General features: G+C 72.0%; 24 protein-coding genes. 16 read left to right on the top strand and 8 right to left on the bottom strand.

The genetic code is table 11. The features are described from left to right. Positions 1-49 precede the first annotated feature (49 nt). The 3 genes from rocD to ACFV9D_RS22140 all read left to right on the top strand — a co-directional run bounded on the left by rocD (position 50) and on the right by ACFV9D_RS22140 (position 1972). Positions 50-1255, top strand: coding sequence for an ornithine--oxo-acid transaminase (gene rocD / locus ACFV9D_RS22150; RefSeq protein WP_385148728.1), 1206 nt, complete (start codon positions 50-52; stop codon positions 1253-1255). A 70-nt stretch (positions 1256-1325) separates the two neighbouring features. Then, positions 1326-1580, top strand: coding sequence for a hypothetical protein (locus tag ACFV9D_RS22145; RefSeq protein ID WP_385148725.1), 255 nt, complete (start codon positions 1326-1328; stop codon positions 1578-1580). After that, on the top strand, positions 1580-1972 hold the full coding sequence (locus ACFV9D_RS22140) for a type II toxin-antitoxin system VapC family toxin (RefSeq protein WP_385148722.1): 393 nt from the start codon (positions 1580-1582) through the stop codon (positions 1970-1972). Before ACFV9D_RS22145 ends, ACFV9D_RS22140 begins: the two co-directional genes overlap by 1 nt. 15 nt (positions 1973-1987) lie before the next feature. On the opposite strand, the gene ACFV9D_RS22135 is transcribed toward ACFV9D_RS22140, so the two are convergent. Next, a complete protein-coding gene (locus ACFV9D_RS22135; protein WP_385148719.1) occupies positions 1988-3172 on the bottom strand; it encodes a glutathionylspermidine synthase family protein in 1185 nt (394 codons plus the stop codon). Positions 3173-3190: 18 nt separating this feature from the next. Further along, positions 3191-3481: a hypothetical protein gene (locus ACFV9D_RS22130; RefSeq protein WP_385148716.1), complete on the bottom strand. Its 291-nt coding sequence runs from the start codon at positions 3479-3481 to the stop codon at positions 3191-3193. 90 nt (positions 3482-3571) lie between these two features. On the opposite strand from ACFV9D_RS22130, the gene ACFV9D_RS22125 reads away from it, so the two are divergent. Continuing rightward, on the top strand, positions 3572-4432 hold the full coding sequence (locus ACFV9D_RS22125; RefSeq protein WP_385148713.1) for a hypothetical protein: 861 nt from the start codon (positions 3572-3574) through the stop codon (positions 4430-4432). A 78-nt stretch (positions 4433-4510) separates the two neighbouring features. On the opposite strand, the gene ACFV9D_RS22120 is transcribed toward ACFV9D_RS22125, so the two are convergent. Continuing rightward, the gene (locus tag ACFV9D_RS22120) at positions 4511-5965 is read right to left on the bottom strand and encodes a PLP-dependent aminotransferase family protein (RefSeq protein WP_385148711.1); all 1455 of its coding nucleotides are present in this window, start codon (positions 5963-5965) and stop codon (positions 4511-4513) included. A 47-nt stretch (positions 5966-6012) separates the two neighbouring features. On the opposite strand from ACFV9D_RS22120, the gene ACFV9D_RS22115 reads away from it, so the two are divergent. Together ACFV9D_RS22115 and ACFV9D_RS22110 are read left to right on the top strand one after the other, a co-directional pair. After that, entirely contained in the window at positions 6013-6528 is a 516-nt protein-coding gene (locus ACFV9D_RS22115; protein WP_385148708.1) for a carboxymuconolactone decarboxylase family protein, read from the top strand. Continuing rightward, positions 6525-7277, top strand: a complete 753-nt coding sequence (locus ACFV9D_RS22110) for an isocitrate lyase/phosphoenolpyruvate mutase family protein (protein ID WP_385148705.1) — start codon at positions 6525-6527, stop codon at positions 7275-7277. Before ACFV9D_RS22115 ends, ACFV9D_RS22110 begins: the two co-directional genes overlap by 4 nt. A gap of 114 nt (positions 7278-7391) precedes the next feature. On the opposite strand, the gene ACFV9D_RS22105 is transcribed toward ACFV9D_RS22110, so the two are convergent. From ACFV9D_RS22105 to ACFV9D_RS22090, 4 genes are all read right to left on the bottom strand, one after another. Continuing rightward, entirely contained in the window at positions 7392-8381 is a 990-nt protein-coding gene (locus ACFV9D_RS22105) for a malate dehydrogenase (protein ID WP_385148702.1), read from the bottom strand. Positions 8382-8626: 245 nt separating this feature from the next. Further along, a complete protein-coding gene (locus ACFV9D_RS22100) occupies positions 8627-9724 on the bottom strand; it encodes a DUF2690 domain-containing protein (protein WP_385148699.1) in 1098 nt (365 codons plus the stop codon). 267 nt (positions 9725-9991) lie between these two features. Next, entirely contained in the window at positions 9992-10603 is a 612-nt protein-coding gene (locus tag ACFV9D_RS22095; protein ID WP_385148696.1) for a DUF3017 domain-containing protein, read from the bottom strand. A gap of 2 nt (positions 10604-10605) precedes the next feature. Next, positions 10606-11466, bottom strand: a complete 861-nt coding sequence (locus tag ACFV9D_RS22090; RefSeq protein WP_385148693.1) for a bifunctional methylenetetrahydrofolate dehydrogenase/methenyltetrahydrofolate cyclohydrolase — start codon at positions 11464-11466, stop codon at positions 10606-10608. Positions 11467-11744: 278 nt separating this feature from the next. Between ACFV9D_RS22090 and ACFV9D_RS22085 the strand changes: the two genes are divergently transcribed. Then, positions 11745-12338, top strand: coding sequence for a hypothetical protein (locus tag ACFV9D_RS22085; RefSeq protein ID WP_385148690.1), 594 nt, complete (start codon positions 11745-11747; stop codon positions 12336-12338). Positions 12339-12403: 65 nt separating this feature from the next. On the opposite strand, the gene ACFV9D_RS22080 is transcribed toward ACFV9D_RS22085, so the two are convergent. Beyond that, entirely contained in the window at positions 12404-13852 is a 1449-nt protein-coding gene (locus ACFV9D_RS22080) for a DUF2079 domain-containing protein (protein WP_385149093.1), read from the bottom strand. Between the two features lie 416 nt (positions 13853-14268). On the opposite strand from ACFV9D_RS22080, the gene ACFV9D_RS22075 reads away from it, so the two are divergent. From ACFV9D_RS22075 to ACFV9D_RS22035, 9 genes are all read left to right on the top strand, one after another. Next, on the top strand, positions 14269-14652 hold the full coding sequence (locus ACFV9D_RS22075; RefSeq protein WP_385148687.1) for a peptidase inhibitor family I36 protein: 384 nt from the start codon (positions 14269-14271) through the stop codon (positions 14650-14652). A 119-nt stretch (positions 14653-14771) separates the two neighbouring features. Beyond that, positions 14772-15770, top strand: a complete 999-nt coding sequence (locus ACFV9D_RS22070; RefSeq protein WP_385148684.1) for a hypothetical protein — start codon at positions 14772-14774, stop codon at positions 15768-15770. Between the two features lies 1 nt (position 15771). After that, positions 15772-17190, top strand: coding sequence for a hypothetical protein (locus tag ACFV9D_RS22065; protein ID WP_385148681.1), 1419 nt, complete (start codon positions 15772-15774; stop codon positions 17188-17190). Between the two features lie 37 nt (positions 17191-17227). Next, positions 17228-17875 carry an ABC transporter ATP-binding protein gene (locus ACFV9D_RS22060; RefSeq protein ID WP_385148678.1) on the top strand — a complete coding sequence of 216 codons (648 nt, stop codon included), beginning with the start codon at positions 17228-17230 and terminating at the stop codon, positions 17873-17875. Then, positions 17865-19136 (top strand): ABC transporter permease, encoded by a 1272-nt coding sequence (locus ACFV9D_RS22055; protein WP_385148675.1) that lies wholly within the window; start codon positions 17865-17867, stop codon positions 19134-19136. The genes ACFV9D_RS22060 and ACFV9D_RS22055 overlap by 11 nt, the downstream gene beginning before the upstream one ends. An 86-nt stretch (positions 19137-19222) precedes the next feature. Then, positions 19223-19963: an FHA domain-containing protein gene (locus ACFV9D_RS22050; RefSeq protein ID WP_385148672.1), complete on the top strand. Its 741-nt coding sequence runs from the start codon at positions 19223-19225 to the stop codon at positions 19961-19963. Then, the gene (locus ACFV9D_RS22045) at positions 19960-21345 is read left to right on the top strand and encodes a protein kinase (RefSeq protein WP_385148669.1); all 1386 of its coding nucleotides are present in this window, start codon (positions 19960-19962) and stop codon (positions 21343-21345) included. The genes ACFV9D_RS22050 and ACFV9D_RS22045 overlap by 4 nt, the downstream gene beginning before the upstream one ends. 98 nt (positions 21346-21443) lie before the next feature. Continuing rightward, positions 21444-22349: a hypothetical protein gene (locus ACFV9D_RS22040; RefSeq protein WP_385148666.1), complete on the top strand. Its 906-nt coding sequence runs from the start codon at positions 21444-21446 to the stop codon at positions 22347-22349. Positions 22350-22423: 74 nt separating this feature from the next. Beyond that, entirely contained in the window at positions 22424-22915 is a 492-nt protein-coding gene (locus tag ACFV9D_RS22035; protein ID WP_385148663.1) for a hypothetical protein, read from the top strand. Positions 22916-22963: the final 48 nt, after the last annotated feature.

Here is a 22963-nt window from a genome sequence, read left to right as displayed (position 1 = left end):
AAGAAAGGGGCCACACCCACCCCCGGGCCGCAGGACGAACGGAGATCCCGTGTCGAGGACGCAAGACGCGATCGCTTCCGCGGAGGCGCACAGCGCTCACAACTACCACCCCCTGCCCGTCGTCGTCGCCTCGGCGGACGGGGCATGGATGACCGATGTCGAGGGACGCCGCTACCTCGACATGCTCGCCGGGTACTCGGCGCTCAACTTCGGGCACGGCAATCGGCGGCTGCTCGACGCCGCGCGGGCGCAGCTGGAGCGGGTGACGCTCACGTCGAGGGCGTTCCACCACGACCGGTTCGCGGAGTTCTGTACGCGGCTCGCGGAGCTGTGCGGCAAGGAGATGGTCCTGCCCATGAACACGGGCGCGGAGGCGGTCGAGACGGCCGTGAAGACCGCGCGGAAGTGGGGGTACGAAGTGAAGGGCGTGCCGGACGGGCACGCGAAGATCGTGGTCGCGGCGAACAACTTCCACGGCCGGACGACGACGATCGTCAGCTTCTCCACGGACCACGAGGCCCGTGACCACTACGGCCCGTACACGCCGGGCTTCGAGATCGTCCCGTACGGGGATCTGACGGCGATGCAGGCCGCGGTCACCGCGCACACCGTGGCGGTGCTCCTGGAGCCGATCCAGGGCGAGGCGGGGGTCCTGGTGCCGCCGGCCGGATATCTGCGCGGGGTGCGGGAGTTGACCCGGGAGCGGAACGTGCTGCTGATGGCGGACGAGATCCAGTCGGGCCTCGGCCGGACCGGGCGGACGTTCGCGTGCGAGCACGAGGGCGTGGTGCCGGACGTGTACATCTTGGGCAAGGCGCTGGGCGGCGGTGTCGTCCCGGTCTCGGCGGTGGTCGCGGACCGTGATGTGCTCGGTGTGTTCCGGCCGGGCGAGCACGGGTCGACGTTCGGCGGGAATCCGCTGGCCTGCGCGGTGGCGCTGGAGGTGATCGCGATGCTGCGGACCGGGGAGTACCAGCAGCGGGCGGCCGAGCTGGGCGAGCACCTGCACGCCGAGTTGGGGCTGCTGGTGGGCGGTGGCGCGGTGGAGGCGGTGCGCGGGCGCGGACTGTGGGCCGGGGTGGACATCGCGCCGTCCCGCGGCACGGGCCGGGAGATCTCGGAGAAGCTGATGGACCGGGGTGTGCTGGTGAAGGACACCCACGGTTCGACGATCCGGATCGCTCCGCCGCTGGTGATCAGCAAGGAGGACCTGGACTGGGGTCTGGAGCAGCTGCGGGCGGTCCTTTCGGACTGACGTGCGGGAGCCCCTGCCGGAGTGACCGGATCGCGCCCCGGCAGGGGTCATCAGCGGTAGGATCCGGAGAATGAGCGGTAGCAAGAAGTACTCGATCAGCCTTCCCGAGGAACTCGCCGAGAGCATCCGGCGCCAGGTCGGGCCCGGCGGCTTCTCCGCGTACGTTGCTGAGGCGCTGGAGAAGCGCGTCGCCATGGAACGGCTCCGGGAGATCGTCGCCGACTTCGAGCGACACAACGACCCCCTCACCCCTGAAGAGCTCGAAGAGGCGCGAGCGATGCTCCGCCACCACGAGGATCCGAGTGCCGGCGAAGCAGCCGCCTGATGCCTGGGACTCTGCTCCTCGACAGCGAGGGCCTGTCCAAGCTCTACCTCATGGATCGCATGCTCACAGCCGTCGTTGATGCGGCCGCCAAAGCCGAGGTAACCGTGGCCACGACGGCCATGACCCGCCTGGAGGCCGACTACGAGCGCGTCCACGCTGCCCGTATCCGCTGGGTGCTTTCCCGGATCGACGTCCTTGACGTCACCCGGTCGGTCAGCGACGACGCGGCCCGGCTGCTGCGCGAACACGGCCTGCGCGGCCACAAGTACGCCATCGACGCCGTCCTGGCGGCGATCGCCCGCACCGCGCCCCGCCCTGTCACCGTGGTGACGTCCGACCCGGAGGACCTGACGCTTCTCTGCGGTCCGGACGTCAGGATCATCAAGGTCTGAGGCCCCGGGCCGGCGTCACAGGATCACGTGCGGCAGGAAGCGGGCGTACTCGTCCGTGATCAGGCCCGCCGACTCCCGGATGCCGAGCCCCGCCGCCTCGTCCTCGACGACCCACGCCCCGAGCACGACGCGGTTGCCGTCGAAGTCCGGCAGCGGGGCCAGCTCCTGGTAGCAGCAGGGCTCGTCCCGTACGGCGGCGGCCGCCCCCGGCTCGTGGACGGTGACGCCCGCGCCCTCGCGGCCGAGGAGCGGCTTGGCGACGTAGCCGCCCGTCGCGGCCAGTTCGCGCGGGCCGTCGAGGTAGGCCGGCAGCAGGTTCGGGTGGCCCGGGTAGAGCTCCCAGAGGATCGCGAGCAGCGCCTTGTTGGAGAGCAGCATCTTCCAGGCCGGCTCGATCCAGCAGGTCGTGCCCGTACCGCCGCCGTTGTCGAGGGTGTCCAGGACGTACGGGCCGAAGCGGTCGGTGGCCAGCCACTCCCACGGGTAGAGCTTGAAGCAGCTGCGGATGAACCGGAGCCGGTCGTCCACGAACCGCCCCGAGAGCCGGTCCCAGCCGATCTGTTCGACCGACAGCGCCTCCGTTTCGAGCCCGGCCTGCTGGGCCGTCTCGCGCAGATACGCGACCGTCATCAGGTCCTCGCCGAGCTCGTCGCCCTCGGAGTGGACGAAGTGCACCGGGCTGCCCGGCGGCAGCAGCTTGGCCTGCCGCTTCCAGGCGTCGACGAGCCGCTCGTGGAGCGAGTTCCACTGGTCGGCGCCGGGGAAGCGTTCCTCCATCCAGAACCACTGCGGGCTCGCGGCCTCGACCAGGGAGGTGGGGGTGTCGGCGTTGTACTCCAGCATCTTGGCCGGGCCCGTACCGTCGTAACGGAGGTCGAACCGGCCGTAGAGGGAGGGCAGTTCGGCCCTGCGGCGCCAGGACTCGGCGACGAGGGAGACCAGCCGGGCGTCGGTGAGTCCGAGATCGGCGAAACGGTCCTGCTCGACGATGTGCGCGGCCGCAGCGAGACACATGCCGTGCAGCTCCTCGACGACCTCCTCCAGGGCCTCGACCTCGGGCAGGGTGAAGGAGTAGTACGCGCTCTCGTCCCAGTACGGGCGCAGGGAGTCGTCGGGATAGCGGGTGAGGGGGTAGACGAGCCCCTGCTCCTCCACCGTCTGCTGCCAGCCGGGACGGGGTTCGATCGTGTGCCGCTGCATGTCGTACGGTCCGTCCGCTCAGCCGCCGCTGGAACCGGAGCAGCCGAAACCGCCGGTGTCGACGGCCGTCTTGTCGAAGCTGCCGCCGCTGACCCTGTTGTCGCTGACGCTGCCGCCGTAGTAGTACGAGCCGCGGGTCGAGCTGCTGCTGCCATTGCCGCTGCCGCTCTCGCACTCGTAGCTCGGCAGCTTCTCGCGTGTCAGCGGGTCGACACACCGCCGGTCCGGCTCGGAGCCGCAGGACGTGATCGTCGCCGCGAGCACCCCCATCCCGCCGAGCACGACCGTGCTCGACCTCAGCCTGCGCATGTCATTCCTCTCGATCGCATCGTCAGCGACCGCACAGTTTAGGCCGGTGCCCGAACGCCCTCGCACTAGAGTCCCTTTGTGCTCTTCGGGATGATTTGTGCGCTCGGATCGTCGCTCTGCTTCGGTATGGCGTCGGTGTTGCAGGCGCTCGGTGCGCGGGCGGTGAAGCCCGGCACGGGCGGCGGGGTCGATGTGGCCCTGCTGTGGCGGGCGCTGCGGCAGTGGCGGTACGTGGCGGGGCTCTCCCTGGACGGGATCGGGTTCGGGCTGCAGATCGTCGCCCTGCTCACGCTGCCGATCTACCTGGTGGGGGCCGCGCTCGCCGCGAGTCTGGCGGTCACGGCGGTGGCCGCCTCGTGGCTGCTCGAGGTCCGGCTGAGCCGCTGGGAGTGGACGGCGGTGGGCGTGGTGTGCGCGGGGCTCGCGATGCTCGCACTGGCCTCGGGGTCCGAGGGCGAGCAGAGCGCGTCGGTGGCGCTTCGGTGGGCGATGCTCGCGGCGGCGCTCGTGGTGCTCGCGCTCGGCGCGGTCGCCGGGCGGCTGTCCGACCGGCCGCGGGCGCTGGCGCTCGGACTCCTCGCGGGCTTCGGCTTCGGGGTGGTCGAGGTGTCGGTCCGGCTGATCGACGGCTGGGATCTCGCGAACCCCGCCGTGTACGCGCTGCTGTTGGGCGGCGGGACGGCGTACCTGCTGCTGACCTCGGCGCTCCAGCGGGGTTCGGTGACGACGGCGACGGCGGGTGCGGTCCTGGGCGAGACGATCGGGCCGGCGCTGGTCGGCGTGGTCTGGCTCGGCGACACCACGCGGGAGGGGCTGGCGTGGCTGGCGATCCTCGGCTTCACGATCGCACTGGCCGGCGCGCTGGTCCTGGCCCGCTTCGGAGAACCCCCGACGCCCCCGGTACCGGAACCGGCGACCTCCGGGGCCCGCCGCGCCCCAACGGGCCACTAGCCACGCCGGGCGGCGACGCGCCCAACCACCCCGCCCCCGTTGTGGGCGGGAGGCCGGCGGGGGCGGATGGTCTCGTCGTCATGGCAGGACGCGGCACAAGGCTCCCAGCGCGCCCGACCACGCGCTGTCCGGTGGGGTGGCGTAGCCGACCACCAGGCCGTCCTGGGTCGTCGGGACGTCGGGGTGGCGGAAGCGGTTGAGGCCGAGGAGGGCCAGGCCCTGCCAGGCGGCGGAGCGCAGGACCGCCGGCTCCAGGCCCGGCGGGAGTTGCAGGACCGCGTGCAGGCCCGCCGCGATGCCGCTCACCCGGGTCTCCGGGGAGTGCGCGGCCACCGCCTCCACCAGCTCGTCGCGGCGCCGCCGGTACCGCAGCCGCATCGCCCGGACATGCCGGTCGTACGCGCCCGAGGCGAGGAACTCCGCGAAGGTCAGCTGCTCCAGCGAGCTGGACACCCAGTCCACCCGCCCCTTCGCCGCCACCACCTCGTCCACCAGGCTCTCCGGCAGCACCATCCACGCCAGCCGCAGCCCGGGCGCCAGGGACTTGCTGGACGTGCCCATGTAGACCACCCGCTCGGGGTCGAGGCCCTGGAGCGCGCCCACGGGCTGGCGGTCGTAGCGGAACTCCCCGTCGTAGTCGTCCTCCAGGACGAGCCCGCCCGCGGCCCGCGCCCAGTCGATCGCCGCCACCCGCCGCTCGGGGCGGAGCGCGCCGCCGAGCGGGAACTGGTGGGCGGCCGTCATCAGCACCGCACCGACGCCCTTCATCGCGCCCAGTTCCTCGGTCCTGGTGCCGAGTTCGTCGTACGGCAGCGCGGGCAGCCGCAGCCCCGTGCGGGTCAGCAGTTCCCAGTGGGCGTCGAGCCCGTACGACTCGACCGCCACCTCCCGCACACGGCGGGCCCGCAGCACCTGGCCCATCAGCATCAGCCCGTGCACGAACCCGGAACAGATCACGATCCGCTCCGGCCGCGCGTGGACCCCTCGCGCCCGGGCGAGGTACTCGGCGAGCACGGTGCGCAGTTCGATCCGGCCGCGCGGATCGCCGTAGCCGAACGCCTCGTGGGGCGCGGCCGTCAGCGCGCGCCGGGACGCCTTGAGCCATTCGGCGCGCGGGAAGGACGCGAGGTCGGGCACGCCCGGCTTCAGGTCGTACGTCGGCCGGGCGGCGCTCGGCCTGGCCGCGACCGGGCGCCGCGCGCCCGCCCCGACCACGGCACCCGCCGCACCCGCCCCACCGGCCGTCACCCCCGCCGTCCGCCGCGGCACCGCCCGCTGGGCGACCCGCGTCCCGGAGCCCTGCCGGGCGGTCAGCCACCCCTCGGCGACCAGTTCGGCGTACGCGTCGGCGACGGTGTTGCGGGCCATGCCCAGGTCCGCCGCGAGCGAGCGAGAGGACGGCAGCCGTACCCCCGCCTCCAGGCGCCCACTGCGCACCGCCTCCCGCAGCGCGTCCATCAGCCCCGTACGCAGCCCCGGTCCCCGCAGCTCCAGATGGAGGTCGGCCCCGAAAGTGGCCCAGTCATTCGCCATGTGAATGGACCATACTCCTGCGCCATCGCCCTCGTACGGTGAGAACCATGACGACCACGACCCATGATCACGCGAACACCGCCGAGTACGCCCACGAGCACGGCCCCCGCCTCAACCTCGCCGAGCAGCTCCCCGACTTCTACCGGGCGATGATCCGGCTGGAGCAGGCCGCCGCGAAGGACATCGACCCCACCCTCTACGAGCTGATCAAGATCAGGGCCTCGCAGATCAACCGCTGCGCGTTCTGCATCGACATGCACACCAAGGACGCGCTGGCCGCCGGCGAGTCGGTCGAGCGGATCGTCCTGCTGTCGGCCTGGGAGGAGTCGCGGCACTTCTACACCGAGCGCGAGCTGGCCGCGCTCGCGCTGACGGAGGCCGTCACCGTCCTCACCGACGGCTTCGTCCCGGACGAGGTGTACGCGCAGGCCTCGGCCCACTTCGATCCGACCGAGCTCGCCCGGGTCATCGCCGCCATCACGGTCATCAACGCCTGGAACCGGATCGGCGTCACCACCCGGCTGACGCCCGGCCACTACACCCCCGGGATGTACAAGCAGTGAGCCCCGCCGCCGCCGACGTCCTGCGCGCCCTGCACTCCGACCGCGCCGCCGACGATCCGCTGGTGGTGCCGGGCCCGTGGGACGCGGCGAGCGCCCGTGTCTTCGAGGAGGCCGGCTTCCCGACGCTCGCGACACCGAGCGCCGGGATCGCCGCCTCGCTCGGGTACGAGGACGGGTCGACCCCGCCCGAGGAGATGTTCGCGGCCGTGGCGCGGATCGTGCGGGCCGTCTCCGTACCGGTCACGGCCGATCTGGAGGACGGCTACGGCCTGGCCCCGAGGGAGCTCGTGGCGCGGGTCCTGGAGACCGGGGCGGTCGGCCTGAACCTGGAGGACTCCGACCGCTCCGGTGCGCTCAAGGACCCGCGGGAGCACGCCACGTGGCTCGCGGAGGTACGGGCGGAGGCCGGGCCGCGGCTCTTCGTGAACGCGCGCGTGGACACGTATCTGTGCGGGGTGGACGACCCGGCCGCCGCGATCGAGCGGGCGAGGCTCTACGCGGCGGCGGGCGCGGACTGCGTCTACCCGATCAAGGCGCCGGCGGCCCATCTTCCGCGGTTGTGCGCCGGGATCGACGCGCCGCTCAACGCCCTCGCCCTGCCCGGCGGGCCCTCGCTTGCCGAGCTCGGGCGGCTGGGCGCGGCCCGGATCACCTTCGGCCACGGGCTGTTGCTCCGCACCTTGCGGGGCGTCGCGGAGCTGGCGGGAGAACTGGCCGGAGACACGGCCGAGTTCAGGGCCCGGGCCTGAAGAAGCCGAACGCCCTGCTCAGGACCTCCTGCCGCTCGGGCCGGTCGGCAGACAAAAACGACCCCGCCCCCGGTCGCGGACGACCGGGGGCGGGGCGCAGGATTGCGGGTCGGCTCAGATGAGGCCGAGCTCGCGGACGGCGTCGCGCTCCTCCGCCAGCTCGCGCACCGAGGCGTCGATGCGGGCGCGGGAGAACTCGTTGACGTCCAGGCCCTGGACGATCTCGTACGTGCCGTCCTTGCAGGTGACGGGGAAGGAGGAGATCAGGCCCTCCGGGACGCCGTAGGAGCCGTCCGACGGGATGCCCATGGAGGTCCAGTCGCCGGCGGCCGTGCCGTTGACCCAGGTGTGGACGTGGTCGATGGCGGCGTTGGCGGCCGAGGCGGCCGAGGACGCGCCACGGGCCTCGATGATCGCGGCGCCGCGCTTGGCGACGGTCGGGATGAAGGTGTCGGCCAGCCACTTCTCGTCGTTGACGACCTCGGCGGCGTTCTTGCCGGCGATCTCCGCGTGGAAGATGTCCGGGTACTGGGTCGCCGAGTGGTTGCCCCAGATGGTGAGGCGCTTGATGTCCTCGACGGAGGCGCCCGTCTTGGCCGCCAGCTGCGAGAGCGCGCGGTTGTGGTCCAGGCGGGTCATCGCGGTGAAGCGCTCGGCCGGCACGTCCGGGGCGGCGGCCTGGGCGATCAGGGCGTTGGTGTTGGCCGGGTTGCCGACGACGAGGACCTTGATGTCGTCCGCGGCGTGGTCGTTGATGGCCTTGCCCTGCGGCTTGAAGATGCCGCCGTTGGCGGCGAGCAGGTCGCCGCGCTCCATGCCCTTGGTGCGCGGGCGGGCACCGACGAGCAGGGCCACGTTCGCGCCCTCGAAGCCCTGGTTCGGGTCGTCGAAGATGTCGATGCCCTTGAGCAGCGGGAAGGCGCAGTCGTCGAGCTCCATGGCGGTGCCCTCGGCGGCCTTGACGCCCTGCGGGATCTCGAGGAGGCGCAGCTTGACCGGCACGTCCGCGCCGAGCAGGTGGCCGGAGGCGATGCGGAAGAGCAGCGCGTAGCCGATCTGGCCGGCCGCGCCGGTGACGGTGACATTCACGGGAGTGCGGGTCATGGCGATCTCCGTAAGACAGCTGGCGGTGGGGGTCCCTGCCCCTGGTGCGGGACACCTCTCCTGATCGACGATCGATCGGCCGAGCGGTCGATGTCTCGACGTGAAGAGATATCCAGCGGTCAGGCTATCCGACCCGGGACCCGCTCAACCCCCACCCCCTTGTGGTCCGGCTCACTGCCACCCGACTGCGTCCGCACCGCGCCACGGCCCGGACGGGGCCCGGCCGGGGCGCGGCCACGGCGCGGTCACCCCTCCCCGGTGCACCCCTTCGCCCCGCTGCCGAGCGTCGCGCAGGCCGTCGCGTCCGTTCCCTTGGCCACGGCGACCATCGGGGTGTACGCGTCGGTGTCGGCCTCCACGACCACGTTCTGGCTGGTGCCGGCGGCGGTGACGGTGACGGTGTCGCCCGGGCCGGCCCCGGTGATCCGGGCCCAGGCGGCGCCGCACGTCCGGCTGTACCTCAGCTCCACCTGGCCGGCGGTGCCGACGCGGGCGCGGGAGACGGTGGTGGCGAAGGCGCCGCCGCAGCCCATCGCCTCCGGATCCTGGCCCGCACAGCCGGCGCCGACACATTTCACCCCTGCGGGGAGGGTGGTGCTCGGTGGGGCGCTCGGGGTCGCCGTGGGTGTACCGCCGACCTTCTTCCCGTCGTCGCGGCCTGCGCCGCCCCCGAGGTCGGTGAGGAGGACGGCGGCGGCGATGACGAGCAGGGCGCCGAGCACGCCGGTCAGGATCAGGGCGGCGCGGCGCGGGCGGGACGCCGCGGAGTGCTGCCGGGGCGGTACGGGGGCCGGCGGGGCCGGTCCCGCGGGGGCGGTGGTGCGCCGGGCGGGGGTCGCACCACCGCCCCCGCCACCGACACGCCCGGCCCCGCCACCGACACGCCCTGCCCCGGCGCCGGCGCCCCCGGACCCAGCGCCGGTGACCCCGGCGCCGGTGCCCCCGCTCCCGCCCCTCGTCTCGGTCGAGGCGCTCGCCCCGGCGCTGGGGCCGGACGGCGGGCCCGGCTCGCCGAGGGCGGCGCGTGCCTGCGAGATCCGCAGGGCTTCCATCGTGAGGTCGTGACGCAGTTCGGAGCGGCTCCAGGCGCGCTCGGCGAGCTCCCACATCGTCGTGAGATGGCCGGTGTCCGTGCCGGTCACCTCGGCGAGCGCGACGACCGCGCCTCTGGGCGCGAGGAGCCGTCCGTTCAGATACCGCTCCCACGAGGTCTTGCTGTAGCCGGTGCGGTCCGCGACGGCGGCGATGCTCAGTCCGCTGCGGTCGACCAGCCGTCGTAACTGACTCGCGAACTCGCGTATCCGTGGGTCGAGTTCGTCGGGCAGCGCTTTCCAGCGAGGCATGCGCGTTCCCCCCTTGTCCCCCTTTGTGTCCCCCCAGAAGGATGCTCGGGGCCAGGATGGCAGTTCCCGGGGCAGGAGCGCACGGGTGCATACGAATCGGACGTGCGCCCCCGGGTGTAGCGGAATGGTCACTTCCGTGCCACAGGGCGCTGACGACCCTTGAACCACATTGGCGCGTACATGACGCTCAGACGCAGACGGCGCCCGTCCTCCCTCGGGGGAGAGGACGGGCGCCGTCGTGAGGCCGGAGCTCCTGGTCGCGGGTGCCTAGGTGACCGTGAGATGGAGGATGTCCTCCAGGAACGGGATCCTCAGCCAGGGGCTCGGCTGCACCATGAGCGCCAGCAGCACGATGAGTCCGCCCATGACCCCGTACGTGACCATGTCGGTGAACCTCGACCGTACGGCGAGCATCCCGACGGACGGCAGCGCGCGCCGCAGACCCGCGCCGGTGAGCAGCGCCACCCCGACGAGAATCGCCCCGACCCGGAACGACTGCGCGAACAGATCGGTCCCGACGACGAGCAGCCCCAGCGCGGTCAGGCCGAGCACGGTGAGCAGCGGCCACTGCCGCGCCGGCGCGGGCGCCCCACCGGGGGCGGCCCGCCCGCCGCCCTCGGGCCGCGCGGTATCGGTGGTCACGGCGGGCGGACGCCGCGACGGCCGCACGGCGGCGGCGGTCTCGGCGGGGTCCTTGGCAGCGCCCTTGACGTCCTTTGCAGCGCCCTCGGCGCCCTTGGCGTCCTCGCCGGACGGCGCGGCAGGGGCCTCCGCCCCCTCAACCCGACCCTCGGCGGAACCCTTCATCGCCGAGGAGTCCGGGCCCTCGCCCGGATCCTCGGCGCCCGCGGCGCCCTGGGCGCTCACGCGCGTGGTCATCGTCAGAGCGCCGCGGCCGCGCGCTCAGCGGCCTCGACGACGTTGACCAGGAGCTGCGCGCGGGTCATGGGACCCACGCCGCCCGGGTTCGGCGAGATCCAGCCGGCGACCTCGGTCACCCCGGGGTCGACGTCGCCGAGGATCTTGCCCTCGCCGTTGCGCGAGACGCCGACGTCCAGCACCGCGGCGCCCGGCTTCACGTCCTCCGGCTTGATCAGGTGGGGCACACCCGCCGCGGCGACGATGATGTCGGCCCGCTTGAGGTGGGCGGAGAGGTCGCGCGTCCCGGTGTGGCACTGCGTGACCGTCGCGTTCTCCGAGCGGCGGGTCAGCAGCAGCGGCATCGGGCGTCCGATCGTGACACCGCGCCCGACGACCACGACCTCCGCGCCGTTGATCTCCACGCCGTGCTCACGGAGCAGCTGGATGATCCCGTACGGCGTGCACGGCAGCGGCGCCGGCTCGTTCAGGACGAGACGGCCGAGGTTCATCGGGTGCAGACCGTCCGCGTCCTTGGCCGGGTCCATCAGCTCGAGGATGCGGTTCTCGTCGATGCCCTTGGGGAGCGGCAGTTGGACGATGTACCCGGTGCACTCCGGGTCCTCGTTGAGCTCGCGTACGACCGCCTCGATCTCTTCCTGGGTGGCGGTGGCGGGCAGTTCGCGCTGGAGCGAGGCGATGCCGACCTGTGCGCAGTCACGGTGCTTGCCGGCGACGTACTTCTGGCTGCCCGGGTCGTCGCCGACCAGGATCGTGCCGAGGCCGGGCGTGACGCCCTTCTCCTTCAGGGCCGCCACACGGGCGGTCAGGTCGGACTTGATCGCGGCTGCGGTGGCCTTGCCATCGAGAATCTGGGCGCTCATGAGCCCATCCTCCCGGATGACCCCTCGCTTGTTCCAATTCGGCCGCACACGGCCCTGCGGGCTGGGGGTCCCCCCACGCCCTCAGGGCACAGGGGGCGCGTCAGGGGAGGTTGCACTTGCACAACTCCCGGCATTCCGACTGGACAAAAAGTCGATGCTGCGACGACGATGACCGCGCAGTGCCGCGGGCAGTGCCGGGGGGCAAATCACTCATAAGCTGTGAAAGTTCCTCCGCGCGGGCCGCGTCGTCCCCGCACAACCCACGGAGGAAACCGGCGATGAGCTTCGGCGAACCGAACAACCCCTACGGCCAGCCGCAGGGCCAGGGCCAGCAGCAGCCCGGCTACGGATACCCGCAGCAGACCCCGCAGGGTGTCCCCCCGCAGTACGGCTACCCCCAGGCGCCGCCGGTCCAGCAGCCGTACGGCGGCGGTTACCCGGGCGCGGTCATGGAGATGCCCGGCGGTGTGAAGTCCGCCCGCGTCATGCTCTGGATCCTGGGCGGCCTCCAGGTCATCGGCGCGCTGATGATCTTCGTCATGTCCTTCGCCGTCGAGGAGCTCGCCAAGGACTCGGGCGCCAGCTCGGCCGACGCCGAGATGTTCTCCGACTTCGGCCAGGGCCTTCTGATCTTCGTGGGCGTCCTCGTGCTGGTCTTCGCCGTCCTGGCGATGGTGCTGGCCGCCAAGTTCAAGTCCGGCGGCAACGGCGTCCGCATCTGCTCCATCGTCTACGGCGCCTTCCTCGTGGTGAGCGGTGTGTTCTCGCTGCCGGGCGGCATCGTCAGCCTGGTGCTGGGCATCCTGATCATCGTCTTCGTCGCGAAGGCGGACGGCGCGGCCTGGTTCAACCGCCCGCGTCAGCAGTACTGATCCGAACGGATCCACTCACGCGAAGGGGCCCGGTTCCGCACGGAACCGGGCCCCTTCGGCATTTCTCAGCCGCGTTTGAGGACCACGAACTGTCCCGCCCGCGCCGACACCTCGTACCGCGCCTCCGGATGCAGTGACGCCGCGAGGCCCACCGGGTCCGTCACCGGCTGGGACCAGCCCGAGTCGAGGTCGAGGGCGAGATAGTCGGGGCTGACGCCCTTCGCCCCGCCCACCCAGTAGACGGTGCGGTCCGCCGTGAGGTGGGCCATGAGCGTCACGTTCGTCTCCACGCTCGCCCCCTCCGGCACCGCGTCGACCGCCCGCCTGGCGTCCAGCGTCCGGGTGTCCGTGCGGTACGTCTCCGAGCGCAGCAGCTCCCGCAGCGGCAGGTCCAGGGCGATCACGATCGAGACCGCCGTGACGACGGGGACGGCGACCTTGCCGTACGCGACGAGCCAGCCGCGCGGCGAGGTGCGGACGGCACGGACGGCGTCGACCAGCGCGAGGAAGACGACCGGCATCAGGATGGCGCTGTAGTGCCAGATCATCCCCCAGTGGTTCGGGTCCTGGGAGAGGAAGCGCCAGCCGAGCGTCGGCAGGACGAGCAGCATCAGCGGGGAGCGCAGGGCCAGGAAGCCGGTGATGCCGACGAGGAAGAAGAGCATCTCCCACTTGACGTCGGAGCCGAGCGAGGAGAGCACGGCGTGCGCGAAGGAGACGTCGGCCCCCTCGTTCGACTTCTCGATCTTGGCCCAGTAGTCGTACTGCCCGACCCGGCTCGCGGCGGGGATCAGGACCAGGACCGTCAGGGCGAAGAAGGCGGCGCCGAACGCGGCCAGCGCGGCGCCGAGACGCTTCTGCCCCCGCACGACGAGGACCGCGCCGACCATGGCGACGGTGAGCCCCATGTCCTCCTTGACCAGGACGAGGGGGGCGGACCAGGCGACGGCGGCGGTCCAGCGCCCCAGGAGCAGGGCCCGGCAGGTCAGGGCGAGGAGCGGGACGGCGAAGGCGATCTCGTGGAAGTCGGACTTGACCGCTTCCTGGAGGCCCCAGGACAGGCCGTAGGCCACGGTGAGGCCGAGGCCGGCCGCCCGGCTGCCGAGCACCTGCTGCGCGGTGCGCCCGACGACGACGGCGGAGGCGGCGAAGAGCGCGGCCTGCGCGAAGAGGAGCGCGAGCGGGGAGGACCAGATCCAGTACAGGGGCGCGAGGAGTGCGGTGACCGGACTGAAGTGGTCCCCGAGTATGAGGAAGCCCGGGCCCTTGATGTCGACGACGGGCGCCCGGAGCTCGGCGTAGGCCCGGACGGACTGGTTGAAGATCCCGAGGTCCCAGGAGGGCGTACGGAACTGCTCGTACTGCACCCATGAATAGAGGAAGTACAGCGCGCAGAGCACGCCCGCCACGAGTACGTACGGGCGTATGGGCACCTGGGAGGGGCTGCCGTCCGGCGGCCCGGCGCCGGTCTCCGGGGCGGAGGTCTCCGCCGCCGCCCCGTTCTGTACATCCAACACCGCGCCCCCACCTAGCAGCCGCCGACAAAAGAGCAACCCATTAGACCAGAGAGGGCGCGAGGGGCGGAATCACCGGTCAAACCCGCGCGGAAGGGGGATCCGGGAAAGAGGATCAAGAGAGTGTGATGCGCGTCACATTGACGGGAGTTGGAATTCGCCACTCCACTCCCACCCACCCCCCGCCTGTTCGCGATTCCCACTGGCTGCGGTGGGGGCGGATCTACCCGCTCACGGATTCGTCACGAGCGGAATCATTCGATCACGCTGCGATATTTCGGCCACATGACAACGACGCTGGCCCGAACTCGTCCTGCGGAGCAAAAAGTTCCGTCCGAGGCATTCAAATGCTGTGCTAGCTTCCTCGACCGGCAAGACCCGTTTCTCCCACTCACGGCACGTGAAAGGAAGAGCACATGGTCAAGCGCAGACTGATGGCCGCCGTTCTCGGCACCGCCGCCGCGGCCGGCATGACGATGGTCGCCTCGGCTCCCGCCCAGGCTGTCGACCGCAACTGCTACGACGGCAACTTCTGCGTCTATCAGGCCGCGGAGTTCAACACGAACTACCCGATGTACCGCTTCAGCGGGGCGGACGCCAACTGGTCCGACCAGTCGGCGATCTACGACAACGACAGCTCCTGGCGGAACCGCTGGAGCGTCACGGTGAAGGTGTACGCCCTCGCCAACTACTCCACCGTGAACACCTGCTTCAACCCCGGCTACCAGCTCGGGGCGGGCGGCAGCTCGCAGAACAACAACGGCCGCTCGCACAAGTGGGACGGCACCAGCTGGTGCTGACGCGCCACTGACGGACCGTCCGACGGTCCGAGGTTCGCACTCAGGTGAAAAGCCGGATGCCTCCCCCTCATCGCAGGAGGGGGAGGCATCCGGCCCACCATATCCCCGAGAGGACCCAGATGCTCCCCCGTCACCGGATCGGCGCCGGCCTGGTCGCCGCCGCCCTGACCGCACTCGTCGGCTGCAGCTCAGGATCCGACACCGGCCGCGACGGAGCGGGAGATCCGTCCGGCGGCCCCGCGGCCGCCCCCGACGCGGCGAGCGCGGCGAAGGCCACCTCGGCCTTCAACTCGGCGAAGGAACTGTCGCGCCAGGTCGGCGCGATGGAAATGCAGATCACCAAGAAGTGCATGGTCTCCCAGGGGTTCACGGTGCATCCGCCGGACCCGGTGGCCATGCCGGACGCGGACGGCACCGACGCCCCCGAGGGCCGCGTCTCCCCCACCGCCGAGCAGGCGGCCCAGCGCGGCTACGGCGCCGCGCCGGCCACCGAAGGCGAGCAGCCCGAGAACTCCACACAGGAGCAGCCCGGCCCCTGGCGGGACCTGCCCGAAGCGGAGAAGCAGCGGTACACCCTGGCCAAGAGCGGCGACCCCGACCAACTGGTCAGCTACGAGACCGGGGAGGGCACGTTCTCCTCGCCCAGTGGCGGTTGCATGGGAGAGACCCGCAAGAAGCTCTACGGCGACATGCCGAAGTATCTCCGCCTCATGTGGCTGACCGACAACGGAATGCGCCACGAGGCCGGCCGACAGGCCGAACAGACCGACACATTCCTCAAAGCCGTCGGAGACTGGTCCTCCTGCATGGCGAAGGCGGGATACGACGGCCTGAAATCGCCGACCGAGGCAGTGAAGAAGGCCAAGGATTACTACGGCGGAAAAGACGCCGGAAAGAATCTTGACGCGGCGGCCGTGGAAACCGGCCGAAAGAATGAGATCGCCCAGGCGAAAGCCGACGCGAGGTGTGCCGACACCTCGAAGTACGACACGGTTTGGCGCAGCGCGAATCAGAAAGCCTTGAGCGCGCTCTACGTCAAGAACGAGGCCGACCTGGTCGCCTACCAGGAAATCCTGACCGAGGCTCAGAAGAAGGCCCAGAAGATGCTGGAGTCCTGAGGTGGAGATCAGCGGCGGGGGCCGCCGCACCGCGGACGAGGAGTCCGTCGCCGGCGAGCACGACGAGGAGCGCGCGGAGGGTGCGGGGGCCGCGAGGGGCGTGATCCCGCGGCGCCGCTGGGGCCGGGTCGCGGCCGCGAGCGGTGTCGTCGTCGCGCTGGCGGCGAGCGGCGGCGCCTGGCTCGCCGCGTCCCAGGCCCGTACGCCGGAGCAGCGCGCCGCCTCGGCCGCCGCCCCGCCGCGCTCCAGCGTCACCGTCCCCGCCGAGGCGGGCCCGCTCGTCGACCGCAGGACCTGGGACGGCACCCTGACCCGCAGCAGCAACCTGGTCGTCCGCGGTCCCGAGTCGGGCGGGGGAGCGGCCCGACAGGTCGTGACCCGGCTCTCCGTGAAGCCCGGCAGGAAGCTGGCCAACGGGTCGCTCGGGGCGGAGATCTCCGGCCGTCCGCTGTTCCTCCTCGAAGGGGCGTTCCCGGCCTACCGCGACCTCGGCGAGGGCATGCAGGGCCCGGACGTACGCCAACTCCAGCAGGCCTTGCAGCAGTTGTACGGAACGCCCGTCACCGGCACCTTCGACGACCGCACGGCCCGGGACCTGAAGCGGCTGTACCGGAGCGCGGGATACCGGCCGCTGCTCGGGGCCGAGGGCGGCGGGGATGCGGGGTCCACGGCCGGCGGGTCCGCCGGAACGAGCGGCACGGCGGACGGGAAGACGGGCGGGAGTGGGACCGGCGGAGGCGACACAGGCGCGACCGGCGCCACAGGCGCGAACTCCGGGTCCTCAGGGTCAGCCGGGTCCGCCGGGTCCTCCGGGTCCGGTGCGATGCCGCCGCCCGCCACCAGGACCGTCGTCACCCTCCCCATGTCCGAGGTCGTCTTCATGGGCTCGCTCCCGGCGACCGTCGGCGAGGTCTCCGGCCGGGTCGGCGCGAACGCCTCGGACCCGCTCTTCACCGTGACCGGTGGCCGCTGGCAGATCAAGATCCCTGTGTCGGACACGACCCTGCCCGACTTCACCTCCCTCCCCCAGGGCACGCGCGCGAAGATCTCCGGCGACCGGCTCGCCGGGGCCGCGCTCCAGGGCTCGTACGAGAAGGTGTCGACCGGGACCGCGCGGCACGCGTTCTTCGACGTCACCGGCTCGGTGCCGGACAGCGCGCTCGGCAGCTCCGTCAAGGTCGAGGCCGTCCGCCGCAGCAGCTCGCCGGACTCCCTGATCGTCCCGGTCTCCGCGCTGTGGACCGACCCGGCCGGTCTCGTCTCCGTCACCGTCGTCCAGGGCGACCGGCGCCGGCACGTACCGGTGGACGTGGGCCTCACGGTCGGCGGCCGCGCCGCGGTGACCGGCGCCGACCCCGCCCTCGCGAAGGGCGCGCACCTGCTCGTCGGGTACGCCTACCGGGAGGCCGGCCTTGGCTGACGGAGCCTCACCCCCTGGACCGCGCGTGGTGATCGCGATGAGCGGGGTCTCCAAGACCTACCCGGCCGCCACGCCCGTGACCGCCCTCAAGGACGCGACGCTGGAGATCCGTACCGGCGAGATGGTCGCCATCACCGGCCCCTCCGGCTCCGGCAAGTCCACCCTCCTCAACATCCTCGGCCTGCTCGACACCGCCACCGGCGGCACCTACGCCATGGACGGCGTCGACGTCCGCACGCTCGGGGAGCGCGAGCGGACGCGGCTGCGGGCGACCCGGCTCGGGTTCGTGTTCCAGTCGTTCCATCTGGTGCCGTACCTGACCTGTCTGCGCAACGTCCAGCTGCCCCTGGTGCACACCCGGCACCCGCGCGCCGAGCGACGGGAGCGGGCGGAACGGGCGCTGCGGTCGGTCGGGCTCGGTCACCGGATCTCCGCCCGCCCGACGACGCTCTCGGGCGGCGAGCGGCAGCGGGTCGCCCTGGCCAGGGCCGTGGTGCACCAGCCGTCCGTGCTGCTCTGCGACGAACCGACCGGGAACCTGGACTCGGCCAACACCGACCAGGTGATGACCCTGCTGCGGGGGCTCGTCACCCCGGAGCGCACGGTCGTCGTCGTCACCCACGAGCGGGACGTGGCGGAGCGGGCCGACCGCGAACTCAGGGTCGTGGACGGACATGTGGTCTGAGCGCCCCGGCAGACGGGGCCGACGGAGCCGGACCGGGACGGCGTTCACGGACATCGTCGTCCAGGCGGTCCACGCCGTCCTCGGGCGGCGCCTGCGCTCCGTCCTGACGGTCCTCGGCATCGCGCTCGGCATAGCCGCCGCGCTGGCGACCACCGGCATCACGGCGAGCGCCGCCGACGCCGTGTCCGGCCGCTTCGACGCGCTGAAGGCGACCGCCGTGACCGTCCGCTTCCACAACGAGGCGGCCCGGCCCACGACAGCGGCGGCGGTACGGGCACGGAAGCTGAACGGCGTACGGTCGGCCGGGCTGCTCTGCACCGCCGACGAGCGTCCGGCGGTCTCGGCCCTCGGCCCCGGCTACGACTGGGCGACCCCGCAGGAGCTGCGGGTCCTGGCCGCCGACGAGGGCGCCCTCGTGGCCCTCGGTGTCACCGCCCGCTCCGGGCGGCTGCCGGACGCGGGGCACATCGCGCGCGGTGACGCGGTGGCGCTGGTGGACACGGTGGCCGCCAAGGCGCTCGGCCTGGACACCCTCCTCGAACAGAACCCGGAGGCCGCCCCTTCGGTCCATCTCGCGGGCCGGCCGTTCACGGTGATCGGCAGCTTCCGGGCCCCGGCCGGGGAGGCCCGGCTGACCGGCAGCGTGATCGTCCCGTACACCGCGTGTGCGACGGACGGCGGAGTCCTGAACCGCCCCCAGCACGGCGGAGGCGAACAGCTGGTCTTCGGCGCGACCGAGGCGGTCCTGCGCACCGAACTGGGCGCCGCGCAGCAGGTCGGGCAGGAGGCCCCACTGGCGCTCCACCCGGAGGGACCGGACCGGCTCGCGGCCATCGTCCCGGCCGATCTCGGGAGCTTCCGCGGCGGGGTGGAGAGCGAGACCCGGGCCCTGTTCCTCGGCCTGGCCGGGGTGTCCCTCCTCATCGGCGCACTCGGCGTCAGCAACACGACGTACGTGTCCGTGGTCGAGCGCCGTTCGGAGATCGGTCTGCGCCGCGCGGTCGGCGCGGGACGGGCGGCGGTCTCGGGCCAGTTCCTCGTGGAGTGCGGGCTCCTGGGACTGGTGGGCGGGGTGCTGGGGACGGCCGTCGGGGTGGACGTGACGGCCGGTACGGCGCTGGCGAAGGGCTGGCTGGTGGTCCTCGACCCCCGGCTCACCGCCGCCGGTCCGCTGCTCGGCCTCGCGGTGGGCATGCTGGCGGGGGTGTACCCGGCCCTGGCGGCGTCCCGTATCGCACCGGCGGAGACGCTCCGCGGCTGAACTCCCCTTCCATGTCCTCACGTTCTGCTTTCGTTTATCGCTTCCTCCTAGCCTGGCCGCGCAGAACCTCGGGGAAAGGAAGCGCCATGTACAGCATCATCGTGGTGCCCAGACACGCCACATCGCCGGGAAGCCACGTCAGACTGGCCCCCGGGGAGAGGCTCCACTTCGGCCGCGCGAACCCTCGCGCGGCCGACCGCTGCCGGCATCTGGACATCCCCCACCCCGGGGTGTCCCGTTCGGCCGGCGAGATCAGCGCCACCGGGAGTCACTGGGCTCTCAGCAACTTCAGCGCGGCCTCCACCTACGTCGTCGAGAACCCGGAGGGAGCCGGAGAACACGTCAAGATCGCTCCGGGGAGGGTCGACGCTCCCATCCCGTTCGAGTTCTCCCGGGTCGTACTGCCCGCGGGTGGTGAGCTGCTCGACTTCGGCGTGTGGGCGCCGCGCCACGACTACGTGGAGCACGCGCCCGCCGCCGAGGGCGGCGAGCCGACCGCGCTCGCGTTTCCCCTCGACCGCTCGAAACGGTACTTCCTCGTGCTCGCCGCGCTGTGCGAGTTACGCCTGCGGGACACTCCGCACGCGCCGCTGCCGACGGTCGATCAGATCGCGGACCGGCTGCGTCCGGTGTGGCCCGCCGTGAACCGTGCCTCCGTGCAGTGGAACATCGACTACCTGGCGGTGAAGCTGCGGCTCAAACCGGGACCGGACACGGCCGACGCCGGACCGCGGCTCAACGGCAAGAAGGAGTCCCTGGTCTCGCTCGCGCTCCGCTTCGACCTCGTCCGCGAGGACGACCTCGCGGCCCTGGCCCCGGCGCGATGAGCGGCTTCCCCCTGACCGTTCCGGACGGGTACCGGGTCGGCGCCTGGACGGTCGAACGACCGCTGGGGGCCGGGGCGTTCGCCAGCGTGTACGCGGCCCGCCGCTCGGGCGGCCGGGACGACCTACCGGCCCTGACGGCGCTCAAGTTCCTGCCGACCGGTACCCGCACCCCGCGCCAGCTGTGCCATCTGCGCGAGCTGGTCGAACGCGAGGTGGAGCTGCTGCGCCGGCTGCGCTCGCCACGTCTGATCCGGATGTACGAGACGCTGACCGTCGATGACCCCGCGCACCCCGAGCTGGACGGCGCCACCGTTCTCGTACTCGAGAAGGCGGAAGGCTCGCTCCAGGCGCTGCTGTCGGGGGCCGCCCCGCCCCCGGCCGGGCCCGCGCTGCTTGTCCAGGTCTGCGAAGGCCTGCACCAGCTGCACACGGCGGGCTGGGTGCACGGCGACCTCAAACCGGCCAATGTGCTGCTGATGGAGGACGGCAGCGTCCGGCTCGGCGACTTCAGCACCGCGAGCGAACTGGAGGGCACCCACGCGTACGCCCCCGGCTTCGCCACGCCCGACCACACCCCGCCCGAACTGCTCTGGGCGGAGCTGGGCGACCGCGGCATGCGGATCCGCCCGAGCGCCGACATCTGGGCCTTCGGCGTCCTCGCCCACCTCGTCCTCACCGGAGCCTCGCCGCTCCCCGGCGGCACGCCGACCGCCCGCCGGGACGCGGCGCTGCGCTACGCGCGCGGCGAGGAGGAACTGCGCCTCTCCCCCGGACTGCCGCCGCCGTGGCGGGAGATCGTCGCGGACTGTCTGAGCCGTACGCACGAGGAACGAGCGGCCCATGACGCGGCCTCGCTCCTGCGCCGGGTCCGGGAGGCGTCGGCCGGGCGGGTGACGCGCCGCCGGATCCGGCTGCCGCGGGCTCGTCGGCGGGCCGTCGTGGCCGCGGCGGGGCTGGCCGCGACGGCGCTCGGCTTCGCACTGAGCGCGCTGGGGCGTGAGGCGGACGCGGGTACGGACGCATCGGGCTACGAACGCTGTGTACCAGGCGCTGTCTGTTTCTTCAGCGAGCCCGGCGGCCGGGGCGAGATGTGTTCCTGGCAAGGCAATTCGCCGGACTGGTCGAAGGGACCGGGACGGTGCGCCTGGGCGGCGGAGATGCCGGCCAGGTCGGTCTTCAACAACGGAAACGTCGACAGGGGCACGAACCTGATCGACGTCGAGTACTACTCCAAGGCCGCCCACAAGGAGCTCATGGGGTGCCTGAAGCGGACGACCCGCACGGACTTCACCACCCCGGTGTCGCCCATGTCCCACATGTGGCGCGCGAGCTGCACGTCGCCCTCCGAAGTCCCGGTACGGGAACCGGAGCTCGACTGGTGAGCCGACCCTAGGAGCTACGAGGTACCCCCTTTCCCCTGCGGGGGCCATGGTGTGACTGCGTCGCCGAGGGGCGGCGCAGTCACACGGGGGGCGCCGGAATGAAGCAGCTGTTCGTTCGGGCGTGCACGGTCGTGGCGGTCTTCTCGGCCGCCACGACCGGGTGCGCCGCCCACGAGGCGGTCCGGCCGGCCGAGGCCCGGCCGGAGCGCGAGCTGACGCAGGCCGAAGAACTGCGGATCTCGGACGCCACCGAGGCGCTGATCAAGCAGTGCATGGCCCGGGCGGGTTTCTCCTACTGGACGAGTCCCCGGCTGAGCCTGGAGGAGAGCCGCACGCTCGGATACGTGGCGGATGACGTCGACTGGGCACGCAAGCACGGCTACGGCAGCCGCATCCTGGCCAAGGAGGAGCGCGCGCGCCACGCCAACCCCAACCACGCCTACCTCACGACGCTGTCCCAGGAGCGGCGAGTGGCTTTTGACACCGCTCTGGACGGCGGGCGCGACGCACCCGTGATCTCGGCCGACGTCCCCTCCGGCGGGAAGATCCAGAAACGCGTGGGCGGATGCGCGGCCGAGGCGGAGAAGAAGCTGTACGGGGATCTGAAGGCGTGGTTCACCGCCGACAAGACCGCGAGCAACCTCAGGCCGCTCTACGTACCGAACGTGTTGCGCGACAAGCAGTTCACCGCGGCGCTGAAGGCCTGGTCGCAGTGCATGAAACGGGCGGGCCACCCCTTCAGCGACCCACCGGCGGTCCGCCAGGCGGCTCTTCGGCAGGCCCCCGGAACACGTCCGGACCAAGCGTTCGCCGCCGAGAGACAGCTCGCGGTCGCCGATGCCACCTGCGCGCGGGACACCTCGCTCCGGGCCGTCGGCACGGAGCGGGAGGCCTACTACGTGAACAAGCTGCGCGCCCAGTACGGCGACGCGCTCGACACGAGCCTCCGGATGCGGCGGGAGGCGCTCGCACGCGCGGTGAAGATCGTCGGCCCGCGGACCTGACACCACCACAGACCTCCACGGCACCTGCCGTGGATGAGCACGCCCATCAACGGACAGACCATCGGGAGTCAGCCATGCGCAAGTTGGGCACAGTCATCGCAGCACTCGGCCTCGCGGCCGTCGGCCTCGTGGGCCCCGCCACGACTGCCCAGGCCACCGAAGTGGGTACGCAGGGAGAAAACTGCAACGCCAAGTGGCCCGGCCGTGACGGCTACGTCCGCGCCTGGGACGGGTTCGACTGCTGGGGCGCGTACCTCGGCGGAACTGCGGGCAACGACCCCGACTGGAACGCTCCGGGCGGGGGGTTCACGGGGGCCTGGGACAAGGCCTCGTCCGTCATGAACAGCGGATACTTCGGTGGCAAGGACGTGGTCGCGTTCTACAGGTACCAGAACTACGCCTACGCGGACGGCTACACCTGCCTCAGGCCGGGCGAGAAGTACGCGGACGATCTGACCGACAACAGGTTCCACAACGGCCCTTGGGACGAGGACGTCGACGACGACATCCGCTCCCACCAGTGGGTGTACGCCTCGGCCTGCGCTGCGGGCAGCTTCCTGACCTGACCGGGGCACGCGTACGGGGCGGCCCGCCGGTACGTGACGTACCGGCTG

This window comes from Streptomyces sp. NPDC059875, assembly GCF_042731085.1.
In the GTDB taxonomy this organism is placed as follows: domain Bacteria; phylum Actinomycetota; class Actinomycetes; order Streptomycetales; family Streptomycetaceae; genus Streptomyces.
This window is presented reverse-complemented; position numbering and strand designations above follow the sequence as displayed.

Coding starts and splice junctions, on each gene's coding strand:
- ACFV9D_RS22140 (WP_385148722.1), top strand. CDS start 1,580: ATGCCTGGGACTCTGCTCCTCGACAGCGAGGGCCTGTCCAAGCTCTAC.
- ACFV9D_RS22035 (WP_385148663.1), top strand. CDS start 22,424: ATGCGCAAGTTGGGCACAGTCATCGCAGCACTCGGCCTCGCGGCCGTC.
- ACFV9D_RS22130 (WP_385148716.1), bottom strand. CDS start 3,481: ATGCGCAGGCTGAGGTCGAGCACGGTCGTGCTCGGCGGGATGGGGGTG.
- ACFV9D_RS22055 (WP_385148675.1), top strand. CDS start 17,865: ATGTGGTCTGAGCGCCCCGGCAGACGGGGCCGACGGAGCCGGACCGGG.
- ACFV9D_RS22040 (WP_385148666.1), top strand. CDS start 21,444: ATGAAGCAGCTGTTCGTTCGGGCGTGCACGGTCGTGGCGGTCTTCTCG.
- ACFV9D_RS22125 (WP_385148713.1), top strand. CDS start 3,572: ATGATTTGTGCGCTCGGATCGTCGCTCTGCTTCGGTATGGCGTCGGTG.
- ACFV9D_RS22090 (WP_385148693.1), bottom strand. CDS start 11,466: ATGAGCGCCCAGATTCTCGATGGCAAGGCCACCGCAGCCGCGATCAAG.
- ACFV9D_RS22145 (WP_385148725.1), top strand. CDS start 1,326: ATGAGCGGTAGCAAGAAGTACTCGATCAGCCTTCCCGAGGAACTCGCC.
- ACFV9D_RS22100 (WP_385148699.1), bottom strand. CDS start 9,724: ATGCCTCGCTGGAAAGCGCTGCCCGACGAACTCGACCCACGGATACGC.
- ACFV9D_RS22115 (WP_385148708.1), top strand. CDS start 6,013: ATGACGACCACGACCCATGATCACGCGAACACCGCCGAGTACGCCCAC.
- ACFV9D_RS22045 (WP_385148669.1), top strand. CDS start 19,960: ATGAGCGGCTTCCCCCTGACCGTTCCGGACGGGTACCGGGTCGGCGCC.
- ACFV9D_RS22095 (WP_385148696.1), bottom strand. CDS start 10,603: ATGACCACGCGCGTGAGCGCCCAGGGCGCCGCGGGCGCCGAGGATCCG.
- ACFV9D_RS22105 (WP_385148702.1), bottom strand. CDS start 8,381: ATGACCCGCACTCCCGTGAATGTCACCGTCACCGGCGCGGCCGGCCAG.
- ACFV9D_RS22120 (WP_385148711.1), bottom strand. CDS start 5,965: ATGGCGAATGACTGGGCCACTTTCGGGGCCGACCTCCATCTGGAGCTG.
- ACFV9D_RS22075 (WP_385148687.1), top strand. CDS start 14,269: ATGGTCAAGCGCAGACTGATGGCCGCCGTTCTCGGCACCGCCGCCGCG.
- ACFV9D_RS22050 (WP_385148672.1), top strand. CDS start 19,223: ATGTACAGCATCATCGTGGTGCCCAGACACGCCACATCGCCGGGAAGC.
- ACFV9D_RS22070 (WP_385148684.1), top strand. CDS start 14,772: ATGCTCCCCCGTCACCGGATCGGCGCCGGCCTGGTCGCCGCCGCCCTG.
- ACFV9D_RS22060 (WP_385148678.1), top strand. CDS start 17,228: ATGAGCGGGGTCTCCAAGACCTACCCGGCCGCCACGCCCGTGACCGCC.
- ACFV9D_RS22085 (WP_385148690.1), top strand. CDS start 11,745: ATGAGCTTCGGCGAACCGAACAACCCCTACGGCCAGCCGCAGGGCCAG.
- ACFV9D_RS22135 (WP_385148719.1), bottom strand. CDS start 3,172: ATGCAGCGGCACACGATCGAACCCCGTCCCGGCTGGCAGCAGACGGTG.